Here is a 15589-nt window from a genome sequence, read left to right on the forward strand (position 1 = left end):
ATTTACGATTCTTCAAGCTTACTTGCAATGAGCTCGCGCACCAGGTTGGGATTTGCCTTTCCCTGGGAGCGCTGCATCACCTGCCCGATAAAAAAGCCTATAAGACCCTTTTTCCCGTCGCGGTATCGGCCCACTTCGTCGGGGTGCTCCTCGATGACCTGCTCCACGATGGGCTCGATGAAGCCGGCGTCGGAGACCTGCAGCAGGTTCATCGACTCGGCCAGATCTTCGGCGCTGCCCTCCTGCTCCAGCATGGCGTCAAAGATAGCGGTCATGGCGGAGGAGTTCACCTTGTCGTCCTCGCGCAGGTCGATGAGTCCCCCCAGGCGTTCGGACGACACCGGGAATTCGCGAATCGAAATACTGCGCTCGTTGAGTACGCGCAGCACCTCGGTGAGCACCAGGTTGGAGGCCGCCCGCGGGGAACCGGAGGTATCGACCAGCTTCTCGAAAAAGTCGGCCAGGTAGCGGTCGTCGGTCAGGGTGCGGGCGTCCTGTGCGCTCATGTCAAAATCGTCCATAAAGCGCTTCTGCCGCACGTCGGGCATTTCGGGGAGCTCCGCGCGCACCTCATCAAGCATATCGTCGGTCACCACCACCGGCGGGATGTCGGGTTCGGGAAAATAGCGGTAGTCGTGCGCCTCCTCCTTGGTACGCATCATGCGGGTCTCCATCTTGTCGGGGTCCCACAGCATGGTTTCCTGCACGACCTCCCCGCCCTCCTCCAGCAGGGCGATCTGCCGCTCGATCTCGTAGCCCAGGGCGCGCTCCACGTTGCGGAAAGAGTTCATGTTCTTAAGCTCGGTGCGGGTGCCGAACGTCTGCGAGCCGCGCGGCATCACCGAGACGTTGGCGTCGCAGCGCAGGCTTCCCTCCTCCATGTTGCCGTCGCAGATCTCCAGGTACTGCACGATCTGCTTGATGCGAGTCAGGTAGTTGTAAGCCTCTTTCGGGGTGCGCAGGTCAGGTTCGGAGACGATTTCGATGAGGGGCACGCCCGCACGGTTCAGGTCCACCAGCGTGTGGTAGGGATCCTGGTCGTGGATGGACTTTCCGGCGTCCTCCTCCATGTGTATGCGCGTGATGCCGATGCGTTTTTCGGTAGACGGGCCGTCCTCCCCTCCGGCCTCCTCATCGGTAATGGTGATGTGTCCGCCGTGGCAGATGGGCGTCTCGTACTGGGAGATCTGGTAGCCCTTGGGCAGATCGGGGTAAAAGTAGTTTTTCCGGGCGAAAATGGACTTGCGGGACACCTCGCAGTGGGTGGCCAGTCCCATCTTAATGGTGTAGCGCACCAGGTTATCGTTCAGCACGGGGAGGGTGCCCGGATGTCCCAGGCAGAGGGGCGTCAACTGGGTATTGGGCAGGCCGCCGAACTCGGTGGATACCGGCGCGAAGGCCTTGCTCTCGGTCAGCAGCTGGCAGTGCACCTCCAGCCCGATGACCGCTTCGTAGTTGTCGTGATCGATGGTACCCATGTCCTCTGTTTACTTCGTGCCTTCCAAAAGCAAAATGACGGCCGCCGTACAACCGCAATCGGGAAGGCCAAAGATATTAAAGATGCGAGACATTTATTAGTGCTTCGGGGAATGGCCTGAAGGCAGCCCGTAGAGCTGCTGTGTGACGCAGTGAATGGAACCCTGACCCCAAACCAGGTCGGCGCAGGAAATGCCGTCTACCTCGCGGTCCGGGAAATGGCTGCCGATCAGTTCCAGGGCCTCCCCGTCGCGGCGCGTATCGTAGAGGGGCACCAGCACCACCCCGCTGGCCACGTAGAAGTTGGCGTAGCTGGCCGGCACATAGGCCGAGCCGTCCACCGTGGTGCCCTCGATGCGGGTCTCCGGCAGCGGGAGAGTCTCGATGCGCAGGGACCTTCCGCCGGGGAGGGTGGCCGAACGCAGGATTTCCAGGTTTTCGGCCAGGGCGGCGTGGTTCACGTCGCCGGGCGGGGCGGTGACCGCCAGCACCGTATCCGGCGCCAGAAAGCGGGCCAGGTCGTCGATGTGGCCGTCGGTATCGTCCCCGGTCAGCCCCTCCTTCAGCCAGATGACGTGATCGGCGCCCAGGTAGGCGCGCAGCCTGTCCTCGATCTGTCCGCGGTCCAGTGCCGGGTTGCGGTTGGGATTGAGAAGCACCGACTCGGTGGTCAGCAGGGCGCCTTCCCCGTTCACCTCGATGGACCCTCCTTCCAGCACCATGCCGGGGGCGTAGCGCGGGATGCCGAACCGGCGGGCAAACCAGGCGGGCAGGGCGTTGTCGTCTTCCCAGGGAGGATACTTTCCGCCCCACGCGTTGTACTCCCAGTCGGTGAGGGCCCATTCGGGGAGGTCGCCGTCGACAGCCTCCTCCCGCCGCACAAAGATGGGCCCGCAGTCCCTGGCCCAGACGTCGTTGATCGGGCGCACATGCCAGGTGATGCGGGTGGGGTCCACCGCAAAATCCTCCAGCACCTTTCCGGCACGCTCACGGACTGCCTCATTTTCGGCCAGCAGGTGCACCTGCTCGTGCGGGGTCAGCGCGGCCAGGATGTCGCCGTAGACCCGCTCGACGCGCGCCAGGCACGCTCCGGGCCAGGTCTCCCGGTTGGAGGGCCAGTGGAGCTGGGTGGCAGCATGGGGATGCCACTCGGCCGGCATGCGGTAGCCGAGCTCTCCCGGGCGGCGGTTGGACGATGCAGCGGTTCGGGGCATGGGCTAGTCGTCGTAGCGTTTCAGCAGGGGACCATAGGTGTCGATGCGGCGGTCCCTGAAAAAGGGCCAGATCTGCCGCTGTCGTTCGACGGCCGACAGATCCAGTTCGGCGTGCAGGATCTCCTCCTCCCGGCCGGCCTGCGCCAGAATCTGCCCGAAGGGACCCGCCACGAAGGACTGTCCCCAGAACCGCGTGCCCCCCTCCTCGCCCACGCGGTTCACGCTGGCCACGAAGCATCCGTTGGCGATGGCGTGGCTTCGCTGGATGGTCTGCCAGGCCTGGTGAAACTCTTCGCTCTCGCCCCCGCTCTCCTCGGGGAGGGTGCCGATGGCCGTGGGATAGAGCAGCAGGCCGGCCCCCTTCAGGGCGGAGACCCGCGCCGCCTCCGGGTACCACTGGTCCCAGCAGATCAGGGGGGCGAAGCGTGGCGCGTCCTCCCCGACATCGTCCAGGCCGAACACCCGGTAGCCCTCCTCCCCCGGGGTGAAATAGTACTTCTCGTAGAAGCCGGGATCGTCGGGGATATGCACCTTGCGGTAAAACCCCTGCAGCTCACCGCCGGGTCCGATCACGGCCAGGGAGTTGTGGTAAATGCCGGCCGCGCGCCGCTCGAAAAAGGGCGCGACAAGGGAGATGTCCAGTTGATCGGCCAGCTGGCGCAGACGACGGGTGAGGGGACCGTCCAGGGGCTGCGCCCACTCGAAAAAACACTCGTCCATCTCGCGCGGGAAATAGGTGGTATGGAAGAGCTCCTGCAGACAGACCAGGCGGGCGCCGCCCCGGGCGGCCTCCTCCACCAGTCCGCAGGCGCGCTCCAGGTTGGCCTGCGGGTCGTCGGTGCAGGGATGCTGTATGAGCGCCAGGTTGAGGGTGTTCATGCTCATGATTCGTTTACCTATGCTCGGCCGGAATTACGGATGTTTCGGGTCTCCCGAAAGGCACGTCCGGAAATACCGCGCCGGCCTTCCGGAGACCCTTCGAACTAAATATTTTCGTTATAGGCCCGTCTTCGCCTGAATAACTTGCCTCATCCAAAAAGCGGCCTTTAGAATATTAGGAGACCGGTTTTAGCCTCCGAAAGATCGAAGGTACGGGTTTTGAGGCTCCCATATTAACAATAATTATTCGTATACTAACAGGCTCTCTGAAGAGAGCTTTTTTTTGATTGAACATTTCAGAAACCGAAACACAACAGCATCAGATGAGTAACCAAGCACATCCCCGGAGTTCCGTGGGACTGGACTACCTGGGACTGGAAAACAACGACCATACCCTCTGGAACCTGACGCCCCCGGAGCTCTACGAGGAGGCCATCCAGAACGGGGAGGGAACCCTGACCAGGGACTACGCCCTGCGCGTGCTTACCGGAAAGTATACGGGACGTTCGCCGGAGGACAAATACATTGTGGACCTGCCCTCCATCCACGACGACATCGACTGGGGTGAGATCAACCAGCCCGTGGACGAGGAGACCTTCGACGGACTCTTCGAGAAGGTGACCGAGTATCTCTCAGAAAAGAAACTCTACATCAAGGACTGCTTTGCGGGCGCCGAGGAGGAGCACCGCCTGAACGTGCGGGTGGTCAGCGAGGCCGCCTATCACGGGCTTTTCGCCCACAACATGTTCATCCGCCCCAGCCACGAGGAGCTCAAGAACCACAAGCCCGACTTCACCGTGCTGGCCGCGCCCAATTTCAAGGCGAACCCGGAGGAGGACGGCACCAAGAGCGAAACCTTCATTTTTGTACACTTCGACAAGCGGATCATTCTCATCGGGGGCACCCTCTATTCGGGCGAGGTGAAAAAAGGCATCTTCTCGGTGATGAACTACCTGCTGCCCAAAAGGGAGGTGATGGCCATGCACTGTTCGGCCAACATGAGCGAGGAGGGCGAAACCGCCGTATTCTTCGGGCTTTCGGGCACCGGCAAGACCACGCTGAGCTCCGATCCCGACCGCGTGCTCATCGGAGACGACGAGCACGGCTGGAGCGACGAGGGCGTTTTCAATATCGAGGGCGGCTGCTACGCCAAGACCATCAACCTCTCGGAGGAGGGCGAGCCGCTGATCTACGCCACCACCAGGATGCCGGGCACCATCCTCGAGAACGTGGTACTCTACAGCGACCGCAGTCCCGACTTCGACGACACCAGCTTCACGCAGAATACGCGCTGCTCCTACCCCATTGACTACATCCCCAATGCCAGCGACGCCGGCCGGGGCAACCATCCGAGCAACGTGATTTTCCTGACCTGCGACGCCTTCGGGGTGCTGCCTCCCATCTCGCGGCTCACCCCCGAGCAGGCCATGTACCACTTCATCAGCGGCTATACCGCCAAGGTGGCGGGCACCGAGCGCGGCGTCACCGAACCCCAGGCCACCTTTTCGGCCTGCTTCGGCGCCCCCTTCATGCCCCTGCACCCCACCGTGTACGCCGAGCTGCTGGCCGACAAGATCCGCCGCCACGAGTCCAACGTCTGGCTGATCAACACCGGCTGGACCGGCGGGCCCCACGGCACCGGCCACCGCGTCAAGCTGGGCTACACCCGGCAGATGCTCAGCGAGGCGCTGGAAGGCAATCTGGATGATGCGAACTTTGAGACCGAGCCCTTCTTCGGGCTTCAGATTCCCGCCGAAGTGGCCGGCATCCCGGACGAGCTTCTGCGTCCGCGTCAGACCTGGGACGACCAGGAGGCCTACGACGAGAAAGCCCACAAGCTGGCCGGCATGTTCCGCGAGAACTTCAAGCAGTTTGAGAGCGAGGCGAGCGAAGAGCTGATCGCCGCAGGACCGAACGCCTAGGCGCCCTCCTCCATCACCGCATTGAGCTTGTCCAGGTTGTCCTGCACGCGCAGGGCCTGGATCACCTCGTCGATCTCCCCCTTCATGATGTCCTCCAGGTTGTAGAGGGTCAGTCCGATGCGGTGGTCCGTGAGGCGGCTCTGGGGGTAATTATAGGTGCGGATTTTGGCGCTGCGGTCGCCCGTAGAAACCTGGCTCTTGCGTTCGGCCGCACGCTCCGCGCGCAGCTTCTCCTCCTCGCGCTCGTAGAGCTTGGTACGCAGCATGGTCATCGCCTTCTCCTTGTTCTGGTGCTGGGAGCGCTCCTGCTGGCACTCCACCACCACGCCGGAGGGTTCGTGGGTAATGCGGATGGCAGAGTCGGTCTTGTTGACGTGCTGTCCCCCCGCCCCGCTGGCCCGGAAGGTGTCGATGCGCAGATCGGCCGTATTGATTTCGATATCCACCTCCTCGGCTTCCGGCAGCACGGCCACGGTGGCCGCCGAGGTATGCACGCGCCCCTGGGTCTCGGTCTCAGGCACACGCTGCACGCGGTGCACCCCGCTCTCGTACTTCATCTTGGAGTAGACTTCGTCGCCTTCCAGCCCGAAGACAATCTCCTTGAAGCCGCCCTTATCCCCTTCGCTGAGGGTCATTACGTTCAATTTCCAGCCCATGTGGTCAACGTAGCGCCGGTACATCTCGAACAGGTCGCCGGCAAAAATGGCGGCCTCGTCGCCGCCGGTGCCCGCGCGCACCTCCACGATGACGTTCTTGGAGTCGTCGGGATCCTTCGGGATGAGCATGAACTTGATCTTCTCCTCCAGCTTCTGCAGGCGCGGCTTGAGCTCCCTGTTCTCCTCTTCCGCCATCTCGGTGATTTCAGGGTCCTCCCCGTCCTCGATCAGCTCGCTGTTACCCTCGATCTGGCGGTTGATGGACTTGTATTCGTCGTAAAGATCCACCAGCTCCTTCAGGTCGCTGTGCTCCTTGGTCAGCTCGGTATAACGCTGGGGATCGTCGTATACAGAGGGGTCGCTCATGGCGGCGGTAACCTCCTCGAACCGCTCGCGGACCTGCTCCAGTTTCGCTTCAATATCCATGGGGTGCTGATAATTCGAATTCACGCGCCGGTAGGCTGTCAAAGTAGTAAAGTTCTATTACAAAATAAGGGATATTCGGCACTATTCACGGGTGGGCGGGGGTTAACTTTCACGCGCCAATGGGCTATATTGGCCCTTCATTCTTCGCAACGTAAAGCACAGTCCCCGTGTCCAACCCCCTTAGCGCCCGCTACCGGCTCGGCTTCCTGGGAGCCGGCCAGCTCGCCCGCATGTCCGGCCTCCAGGCCTTCCGTTTCGGCATCCAGGTCGGCGTTTTCTCCGACCGCGAGGAAAACGAGCCGGTCCAGTTCATGACCCCCCATTCCCGTTCCGGTTCCTTCGATTCGGAGGTGGACCTTGCCGAATTCGCCCGAACCTGTGACGTACTCACCCTGGAGAACGAATTCATCGACTCGGAGGTGCTGGCCGCCGCCCAGGAGTCGAGCGGAACGCCCATCTATCCCTCCCCGGCCAGCTTCGCCCTCATTGAGAACAAGCTGATTGAGAAACAGACCTTCGAGAAGGCCGGCATCCCGGTCACTCCCTACGCCCTGGTGGAGGGCGAGCAGGAGCTCAAGGCCTTCGGGGCCGAACACGGCTGGCCCTACCTGCTGAAATCCTCCAAGGGCGGCTACGACGGCTACGGCAACGAGACCGTGGACGACCTGGAGGAGGCGGTCCGGGCCTACCGTGACCTGGGAGGCGAAAAGGGGCGGGATATTGTGGCGGAAGCCTTCGTGGATTTCACCCATGAGCTGGCCGTACAGGTGGCTCGCAACGAAACCGGCCACGTGGTTTATCCCTGCTGCGAGACGGTTCAGGAAGAGCACATCTGCGTGGCGGTGCGCTCTCCCGCGCCGGTGGACGAGTCGGTGCGGCAGCGGGCGCAGCAGCTGGCGGTGGCCGCCACCGAGGCCATCGACGGCCGAGGCATCTTCGCCTACGAATTTTTCCTTACCCCGGAAGGCGAGGTGCTGCTGAACGAATCGGCCCCGCGCCCCCACAACTCCGGCCACTACACCATCGAGGGCTGCGTGACCTCCCAGTTTGAGAACCACGTGCGGGCCGTGCTGGGCCTGCCCCTCGGGGATCCCTCGCTGCGCACCCCGGCCGTAACCATGGTGAACCTGCTGGGCGCCCACCGGCGTGATGCCCGGGTGGACCACGCCCTGTCGGCCGTGGCCGAAAAGGACGGCCACCTGCATGTCTACGGCAAGCTCGACAGCAAGCCCGGCCGCAAGATGGGACACTACACCCTGCTGGGTGAAGATCCCGAGGCCACCTACCGGCGCGCCTGGGAGCTGGCCTCCGGCATTGAAATTTAGGGGGAGGGCGTCCGGGATCGTCCCCGCAGGAAGCCTCCACGGCTGTGCCTTGCCCGTTGTTTGTTTCCCCGCTGATCGGTTTATTGCAGTCGGGATTTACACGTTTTTTAACCGCCTCTGACCTGAAATCCGGATCGATATGAGTGACAAAAACACCCGCGTAGGAGTCATCATGGGCAGCGACAGCGACTGGCCCACCATGAAGGAGGCCTGCCAGATCCTGGACCGTTTCGGCATCGCCTACGAAAAAAAGGTGGTATCGGCGCACCGTACGCCCGACATGATGGCCGAATACGGCAAGAGTGCGCGGGATCGGGGCCTGAAAGTGATCATCGCAGGCGCCGGCGGTGCGGCGCACCTTCCCGGCATGACCGCCGCCTACACCACCCTGCCTGTCATCGGCGTGCCGGTGAAGACCAGCGCGCTGGGCGGCGTGGACAGCCTCTATTCCATCGTGCAGATGCCGGGAGGCGTGCCCGTGGCCACCGTGGCCATCGGCAAGGCCAAGAACGCCGGTCTGCTGGCCGCCCGCATCCTGGGGGCGGAAGACCCGGACGTGGCGGAGCAGCTTGAAGCCTATCACCGGGAGATGGCCGAGGAATCGGAAAAGAAAACTCGGAATCTCACCTGAACCGCAATTCCAGGGACATGAAGACAGCCGAACCGGAAAGCGCGCCTGTAGCCTTGATAACGGGTGCTTCCGGCGGCATTGGCATGGAACTGGCGCGGGTGCATGCCGCCCACGGGCATGATCTCGTGCTGGTCGCGCGGCGGGAGGAGCGCCTGCGCGAACTGGGGGAGGAACTCGGCGAGGCGCACGGAATCCGGGCCACGGTGGTGCCGGCCGATCTTGCCACCGCCGGAGGACCCGAGAACGTTTACCGACGCACGCAGGAAGCCGGCATCCGCGTGCGCTACCTGGTCAACAATGCCGGGATCGGCGACTTCGGACCCTTCGCCGAATCCGACTGGCAGAAACAGTCCGACATGATCGGCATTAATGTCACCTCCCTGACGCGGCTCACGCACCTCTACCTGCCGGACATGGTGGAGGCGGGGCGGGGACGCATCCTGAACGTGGCCTCCACGGCCGCCTTCGTCCCGGGTCCCCTCATGAGCGTCTACTACGCAACCAAGCACTACGTGCTGGCCTTTTCGGAATCCCTCTATACCGAACTGCGGGGGGACGGCGTCACGGTTACCGCGCTCTGCCCCGGACCCACCCGCAGCGGGTTCCAGTCCACCGCCGAAATGCAGGAGTCCGGCCTGTTCGACTACCAGGTGGTGGCAGGCGCGCGCGAGGTGGCGGAATACGGATTCAAACAGATGATGAAAGGCCGTCCCGTGGCCATCCACGGCTGGGCCAACAAGATCAGCATGCAGGCGGTGCGCCTCTCCCCCCGGTCGGTGGTGCGGAAGATGGTGCACACCATGCAGAAACCCAGGTCCCAATAGACCCATGATTCAAAGGGCAGGCCCACAGCACCTCGGGGAGATTACCCGAATCTACAACCAAGCGGTGGAGGCGGGCCTTAGAACCGCCCACCTGGAGGCCCGCTCCCGGGAGCAGCAGGAGGCGTGGCTTCGGCGACATCTTGACGATCCCTACCCCGTTTTTGTGGATGAACGTGAAGACGAGCTGGTGGGATGGTTTTCCGTCTCTCCCTACCGGCCGGGTCGCGGAGCCCTCGACGGGGTGGCCGAGATCAGCTACTACGTCGATTTCCGCCACCACAAGGAGGGCATTGCCACAGGACTCATGGAACATGCCCTGGCCTACTGCCGGGAACAGGGCTTGAGGATACTGGTAGCCCTCCTGATCGAAGGCAACACCGGCAGCGTGCACCTGCTCAAGAAATTCGACTTCAAGCTCTGGGGCGTCATCCCTCAGGCCGTAGAATACCAGCACGAGTACTACGACCACATCTACATGGGCAGGGACATTACAGACAGCTGAAAACGCGGGCCGAGGTTGCCCAAGGCCTTTAACCAAGCCCAAACATTGGTTATACTGTTCCTGTAACATTCACTCCATCCCCTATGCTTATGCAAGTGCTCTGGCTGCTGGTACCCTTCGGGCTGCTCTACCTGGTGTACCGCTGGAACCGCAAGAGACTCAACGAGCCGCGTGAGCGCTGGGAACGTTTCTGGGAAATCCGCAGCCAGGCCCACGACACCCATCGCAACGAAAAAGGATGATCTAAAAATACCTGTTGCTATTGAACACGAAAGTGTCGTAACATGCATCTCGTGGGATGAATGACGACCGTTCTGATTGCGCTGCCCAAAGCTGCCTTTCCGCTTAGACCGCACGACATGCCTTCCCTTCACGCTAATAACAATGTACGATACGACCGATGAACATTTACGTAGGTAATCTTAGCTACAACATCTCGGATGACGACCTGAGAGAACTTTTTGAAGAATTTGGCGAAGTGGATACCGCAAAGGTAATCACCGACCGCGAAACCGGCCGCAGCAAGGGCTTCGGCTTCGTGGAAATGCCGGACGATGACGACGCCCGCGCCGCCATCGAAGAACTGGACGGCGATGAAATCGACGGACGCACGGTGAAGGTTAACAAGGCCCGTCCCAAGGAAGAGAAGAGCGGAGGAGGCGGCCGCTACGGACGCTAGTCCCGGTCACCTTACGAATGGCATAGCCATGCCCTCTCCGACCACGTCGGGGAGGGCATTTTTATTCAGGTAAAGACGTCCTTGATCTTCGAGAAGAAGCCCTTGCTGTCGTCCTGCTTGTTCTCAATGGCAAAGTTGGGATTCTCGCGAAGCGCCTCCATATGCTTGCGCTCGCTGGTGTTCAAGTCCCGGGGAATGTATACGTTTACCCGGATAAACTCATCGCCAATACCGCTGTTGTTGAGTCCCTGTATGCCCTTGTCCTTCATGCGCAGCAGCTTGCCGGGCTGGGTGCCCTCTTCAATCGTGATCCTGGCTTTGCCTTTCAGGGTGGGCACCTCCACCTCGGTGCCCAGGATGGCGTCGGGCACGGTCAGCAGCAGGTCGTAGTAGATGTCGTTGCCGTCCCGCTCAAAATGCTCGTGCTCCTCTTCCTCGATAAGCACGATCAGGTTGCCGGGATCCCCTCCCCTCATGCCCGCGTTGCCCTTGCCGCGCAGGGTGATGTAGTTGCCCTTGGAAACGCCTGAGGGCACGTTGATCTTCACCTGCTCCTGCCCTTTCATGCGGCCCTCGCCGCTGCATTCCGAGCAGGTGTTGCGGATGATGCGCCCCTCCCCGTTACACTCGGGACAGGGCTGCACGTTGACCATCTGTCCCAGCATGGTGCGGTGCACCTGGCGCACCTCGCCCATGCCGTTGCAGGTGCCGCAGGTCTCGAAATCCTCTTCGGTCTCCGCGCCTGTGCCGTTGCACTCCTTGCAGGTGACAAACTTCTTGACCTTCAGCTTCTTTTCGGTGCCGAAGGCGATGTCCTCCAGGGAGAGTTTGATGCGCAGTTTCATGTCGGAGCCCTGCTGGCCCCGCTGGCGTCCGCCCTGCCCGCGGCCTCGTCCGCCTCCCCCGAAAAATTCCGAACCGAAGATCTCGCTGAAGCGGCTGAAGATGTCGTCGAAACCCACGTTTTCGTAGGCGCCGCCCCGGCCTCCAAATCCGCCGTTCATGCCTTCGTGGCCGAACTGGTCGTAGCGCTGGCGCGTCTCGGGATCGCGAAGCACCTCGTAGGCCTCCGAAGCCGCCTTGAACTTCTCCTCGGCCTCGGGATTGTCCTTGTTGCGGTCCGGGTGGTACTTCATGGCCAGCTTGCGATAGGCCTTTTTAATCTCGTCCTGGTCGGCATTCCGGCTGACTCCCAGGATTTCGTAATAATCTTGCTTGGGCATATAAGTTCAGGAATTGGCGGTTACTCGCTTACAATGACTTTGGCGTGGCGGATGGTGCGTTCACCTATGCGGTAGCCGTTCTCGATGACCTGCAGTACCATGTCGCTGTCGACGTCGTCGCCTTCGGGCTTCCGGCGCATCATGGCGTCGTGAATGTCCACGTCGAAGGGCACCATCTCCTCGTCTATGCGCTCCACCCCGTGCTTGCGGAGCACCTCCTCGAATTTCTCGGCCACCAGGTTGACCCCGTCCATCAGCGTGTCCGGCACGTCGAGGTCTTCGGCCGCCTTCAGCGTGCGGCGCAGGTCGTCGTTCACCGAGAGGAAATCCTCCAGGGCATTGGCCTTGGCCGTCTCGTAAATCTGGGCGCGGTCGCGCTGCACCCTTTTGCGGAAATTGTCCATTTCGGCCGTCTTGCGCAGGTTGCTCTCCTTGAGGCTGCCGACCTCCTGCTCCATCTCCTGGATGTAGCGGTCGCGCTCGGCCAGTGCGGCTACCAGCTCCTTGCGATCAATCTCTTGGTAGGTGGAGATATCGGGTCCAATGAAGCCGGAGGGCGTCTCGCCTTCGCCGCCCTCCCTCGACTGCGGTTGGCCGGCCTGCCGGTCGCCGGAGGCCTGCTGCTGTCCGCCCTGCGCTCCCCCCTGTCCGTCGGCGGTGGCGGACACCTTCTCGGAGTCCCGCTGCTGCTGTTCCTGTTCCTTGCTGGATTCGCTCATGAAAAAGTCGTTTATGCGTCTGTATTGGGGTTTGCTTCAGGCAGCCTTATGAAAGCAAATAACATGCCATCAAATATTGCGGCCGCCGGTACTGTCAAAGTTACGCAATCTGGCGCAATTCCCTGAAGGGTTGTGCAAGACCTGTCGCGGTCGGACCTACGCTGCGTCTTCTTCGTAGAAGACCTCGATCATGTTGCCGTCGGGGTCCGAGATGAACACAAAACGGCCCCGCTTGCGGTTGGCCGGTCCGCTCATGATGGTCACTTCATGCTCGCGAAAATACTCGGCCAGCTCGTCCACCCGGTCCGGAGAATCCACGTAGAAGCCGAAATGGTCCACCCGGTAGTCGCGCGAGGTGGGGTCGTAGCTGGTCTCGGCCTCCACAAGTACGATGGTGTCCTCTTCGCCCACCCGGTAGACGGCCATGCTCTTGCCCATCTTGCGGACCAGCTCGAAGCCGAGGACCTCTCCGTAAAACTCCTCCGCCCTGTTAATGTCGTTGACCCGGATGGTGATGTGATTGATGCCCGATGGTTCGAATTTTGCCATAATTTGTCTTTAAAGTCTAAAGGTCTGATACGTTTCATGGTCCAAACGGGCAGCTACCTGCCCCGGACCTGTTCATCAGGGAATAATACCATTTTTGGCGCAGACGTTCATTTATTGGGCACGGGGAGGCGGGGCACATTGCCTCCCCGTTACATAGTTCCCTAATTTTACTATTTTCCCGACCGTGCAAATAAAGCTTGAATTCCCGGACCACAAACCCTAACCGACGGTATCCCGCCCGTGAGTACCCTTTACCTGGTCGCGACCCCCATCGGCAACCTGGACGATCTCTCCCCGAGGGCCGTGGAGGTGCTCTCCTCGGTGGCGCAGATTGCCTGCGAGGACACGCGAACCTCGGGCGTGCTGCTGCAGCGGTACGGCATCTCCACCCCCACCTTCGCCTTCCACCAGCACAACGAGCACCAGAAATTGGCGCACCTGCTTAACCTGCTGGACGCCAACCGGGAGGTGGCGCTGATCTCCGACGCCGGCATGCCGGGCATCTCCGACCCGGGATTCCTGCCTGCGCGTGAGGCCTGGAAAGCCGGCCATACCGTTTCGGCCATACCCGGACCTGACGCGGCAACCACCGCCCTGGTGGCCAGCGGACTCCCCTGCGACCGCTACGTCTACGAGGGGTTCCTGCCGGCCAAAAAGGGACGCCAGAAACAGCTCAGGCAGCTGACCGAAGAGGAGCGCACCGTGGTGCTCTACGAAAGTCCCCGCCGCCTGCTGAAACTCCTGGAGGAGCTGGAGACGTACATGGGAGGCGAGCGCATGGTGGCCGTGGCGCGCGAGCTCACCAAGAAATTCGAAGAGGTTGTGCGCGGCCCCCTGCACCGTATCGCCTCCGACTTCACCGCGCGCAACGAAATACGAGGTGAAATCACCGTAATCATAGCCCCCAAGGACTACCGCGAATGACGCTGTTAAGAAGAGTGCAAAACATCTGGAACAAACCCTGGGTCCTCTCCGTGCTGGCCGGCGTGCTGCTGGGCCTGAGTTTCCCCCCCTTCCCCTTTCCTATTCTCAGCTTCCTGGGAATATTTCTCATTCTGCGTATCGTCGACCTGTCGGATTCCGCACGGCAGGCAGCCCAATACACATGGGTGGGATTCATCATATGGAATTCCATCGTAACCTATTGGCTTCTGATGGCATCTGTTGCGGCGGGCGCCGCCGCCATACTGGCGAATGCGGCCGTCATGACCCTGCCGGTCATGATGCAGAAAAAGACGGCGGATTGGTTCGATCACCCCTGGGTGACCGGGTTGCTGCAAGCCTGCTGGTGGGTGAGTTTCGAATACCTGCACCATAACTGGGACCTGGCCTGGCCCTGGCTCTCCCTGGGAAATGCCTGGGCGAACGTGCCCCAGCTGGTCCAGTACATCTCCGCCACCGGTTACCTTGGCATTTCTTTCTGGGTGGTCGCCACGTCCGCCCTGGCCTACAGGTTGCTTGCCGACGGCAGCCAGCGTAAAAGCCAGGATGCTTCGCCCGCACTGAGACAAACCTCGCTCAAATGGGGTGCTCTGGGTATGCTCCTGCTCTTTCCCGCCGTCTCATTGATCGTTAACGCCGGGCTGCCCACTCCGGATGACGGTCCGGAGAACACCCTCACAACCCACGTGGTGCAGCCCAACTTTGACTCCTATCAAAGCAGTGGGGGACACGGCTCACCCATCGAATCCAACGCCTACATACGGGCTCTGAGCGACTCGCTGCTGCGGGGCGGGACCGAATTGGTTTTATGGCCGGAGAACGGCATTCATCCGGGCCTCAGCAATGTATCATCCGAATACTCCATGGCCTATTATGTGGAGGATGAAATCCAGGATTTCGCTTCGGATCGTAACCTGACCGTTATCGGAGGAGCAACGTTTTACGAATTCTTCAATCAAGACGAACTGCCCCCCTTGCCCGAATATGACGAGGATGGGCTGCCGTACCTGACCTACAACGCGGCCATGGCTTTCTATCCGGGCGACAGCATCCGGGTATACCGAAAACACAACCTGGTTCCCATCGTCGAGCGCATGCCCTTCGCGCGTACGCTTGCCGCCTTGGACATCCTGGACCTGGTCAGCTGGTCAGCCATCCAGGGATATGGCAAGGGCTGGGAACCTACGCTCTTCTCGGTCGGCAATACCAAGGTGCCCGCACTTATTTGCTACGATTCCATATTCCCGAATTGGGTCCGCCGTTTTGTCAAGGGGGGCGCGGGCCTGATTACCGTGATTACCAACGACGGCTGGTGGGGGGATACGGGAGGGCACGAGCAGCATTTTGCGTATGCCCGACTGCGGGCCATCGAATTTCGCCGCTTCGTAGTGCGCAGCGCCAATAATGGCATATCGGGCGTGATCGGGCCGGACGGATCGCTGCACGTTCGCACGGAATACTGGGAAAAGGATGTCTTTCGCTACGAGGTGCCCATCATGGAGGATCTTACATTCTACGCCCGTTTCGGGCCCTGGCTGCCCTGGCTTTGTCTGCTGGGCGGATTCGGGTCACTGGTGTGGAGGGGCGTGCGGCGTTTCAGGGAGTGATTCACCCGGCCGACC

16 protein-coding genes are annotated in these 15589 nt (G+C 61.4%); 9 read left to right on the plus strand and 7 right to left on the minus strand.

Annotated features, from left to right (window positions below; all coding sequences use genetic code 11):
- Positions 1-2: 2 nt before the first annotated feature.
- The 3 genes from gatB to U5K31_12060 all read right to left on the minus strand — a co-directional run bounded on the left by gatB (position 3) and on the right by U5K31_12060 (position 3569).
- A complete protein-coding gene (gene gatB / locus U5K31_12050; protein MDZ7773454.1) occupies positions 3-1478 on the minus strand; it encodes an Asp-tRNA(Asn)/Glu-tRNA(Gln) amidotransferase subunit GatB in 1476 nt (491 codons plus the stop codon).
- Positions 1479-1574: 96 nt separating this feature from the next.
- Positions 1575-2690, minus strand: coding sequence for an agmatine deiminase family protein (locus tag U5K31_12055; GenBank protein MDZ7773455.1), 1116 nt, complete (start codon positions 2688-2690; stop codon positions 1575-1577).
- Positions 2691-2693: 3 nt separating this feature from the next.
- Positions 2694-3569, minus strand: a complete 876-nt coding sequence (locus tag U5K31_12060) for a carbon-nitrogen hydrolase (GenBank protein ID MDZ7773456.1) — start codon at positions 3567-3569, stop codon at positions 2694-2696.
- 323 nt (positions 3570-3892) lie between these two features.
- Between U5K31_12060 and pckA the strand changes: the two genes are divergently transcribed.
- The gene (gene pckA / locus U5K31_12065; protein ID MDZ7773457.1) at positions 3893-5491 is read left to right on the plus strand and encodes a phosphoenolpyruvate carboxykinase (ATP); all 1599 of its coding nucleotides are present in this window, start codon (positions 3893-3895) and stop codon (positions 5489-5491) included.
- On the opposite strand, the gene prfA is transcribed toward pckA, so the two are convergent.
- Positions 5488-6573, minus strand: a complete 1086-nt coding sequence (gene prfA, locus U5K31_12070) for a peptide chain release factor 1 (GenBank protein MDZ7773458.1) — start codon at positions 6571-6573, stop codon at positions 5488-5490. The two genes, pckA and prfA, sit on opposite strands and share 4 nt — an antisense overlap.
- 167 nt (positions 6574-6740) lie before the next feature.
- On the opposite strand from prfA, the gene U5K31_12075 reads away from it, so the two are divergent.
- The 6 genes from U5K31_12075 (at position 6741) to U5K31_12100 (ending at position 10534) form a co-directional block, all read left to right on the plus strand.
- Positions 6741-7898 (plus strand): 5-(carboxyamino)imidazole ribonucleotide synthase, encoded by a 1158-nt coding sequence (locus tag U5K31_12075; GenBank protein ID MDZ7773459.1) that lies wholly within the window; start codon positions 6741-6743, stop codon positions 7896-7898.
- A gap of 139 nt (positions 7899-8037) precedes the next feature.
- Positions 8038-8529: a 5-(carboxyamino)imidazole ribonucleotide mutase gene (gene purE / locus U5K31_12080; protein MDZ7773460.1), complete on the plus strand. Its 492-nt coding sequence runs from the start codon at positions 8038-8040 to the stop codon at positions 8527-8529.
- A gap of 17 nt (positions 8530-8546) precedes the next feature.
- A complete protein-coding gene (locus U5K31_12085) occupies positions 8547-9353 on the plus strand; it encodes an SDR family oxidoreductase (GenBank protein MDZ7773461.1) in 807 nt (268 codons plus the stop codon).
- A gap of 4 nt (positions 9354-9357) precedes the next feature.
- Positions 9358-9855 (plus strand): N-acetyltransferase family protein, encoded by a 498-nt coding sequence (locus U5K31_12090; protein MDZ7773462.1) that lies wholly within the window; start codon positions 9358-9360, stop codon positions 9853-9855.
- 83 nt (positions 9856-9938) lie between these two features.
- Positions 9939-10097 carry a hypothetical protein gene (locus U5K31_12095; protein MDZ7773463.1) on the plus strand — a complete coding sequence of 53 codons (159 nt, stop codon included), beginning with the start codon at positions 9939-9941 and terminating at the stop codon, positions 10095-10097.
- A gap of 158 nt (positions 10098-10255) precedes the next feature.
- On the plus strand, positions 10256-10534 hold the full coding sequence (locus U5K31_12100; protein ID MDZ7773464.1) for an RNA-binding protein: 279 nt from the start codon (positions 10256-10258) through the stop codon (positions 10532-10534).
- Between the two features lie 65 nt (positions 10535-10599).
- Here the strand turns inward: U5K31_12100 and dnaJ are convergent, their stop codons facing one another.
- The 3 genes from dnaJ to U5K31_12115 form a co-directional block, all read right to left on the minus strand.
- Complete coding sequence (gene dnaJ / locus U5K31_12105; protein MDZ7773465.1) at positions 10600-11757, minus strand: molecular chaperone DnaJ; 1158 nt, start codon at positions 11755-11757, stop codon at positions 10600-10602.
- A gap of 20 nt (positions 11758-11777) precedes the next feature.
- Positions 11778-12476 (minus strand): nucleotide exchange factor GrpE, encoded by a 699-nt coding sequence (locus U5K31_12110; GenBank protein MDZ7773466.1) that lies wholly within the window; start codon positions 12474-12476, stop codon positions 11778-11780.
- 156 nt (positions 12477-12632) lie between these two features.
- On the minus strand, positions 12633-13025 hold the full coding sequence (locus tag U5K31_12115) for a VOC family protein (GenBank protein MDZ7773467.1): 393 nt from the start codon (positions 13023-13025) through the stop codon (positions 12633-12635).
- A gap of 240 nt (positions 13026-13265) precedes the next feature.
- Between U5K31_12115 and rsmI the strand changes: the two genes are divergently transcribed.
- Positions 13266-13949 carry a 16S rRNA (cytidine(1402)-2'-O)-methyltransferase gene (rsmI, locus tag U5K31_12120; GenBank protein MDZ7773468.1) on the plus strand — a complete coding sequence of 228 codons (684 nt, stop codon included), beginning with the start codon at positions 13266-13268 and terminating at the stop codon, positions 13947-13949.
- Entirely contained in the window at positions 13946-15574 is a 1629-nt protein-coding gene (gene lnt / locus U5K31_12125; protein ID MDZ7773469.1) for an apolipoprotein N-acyltransferase, read from the plus strand. The genes rsmI and lnt overlap by 4 nt, the downstream gene beginning before the upstream one ends.
- Positions 15575-15589: the final 15 nt, after the last annotated feature.

Source organism: Balneolaceae bacterium (assembly GCA_034521445.1).
Classification (GTDB): domain Bacteria; phylum Bacteroidota; class Rhodothermia; order Balneolales; family Balneolaceae; genus JAXHMM01.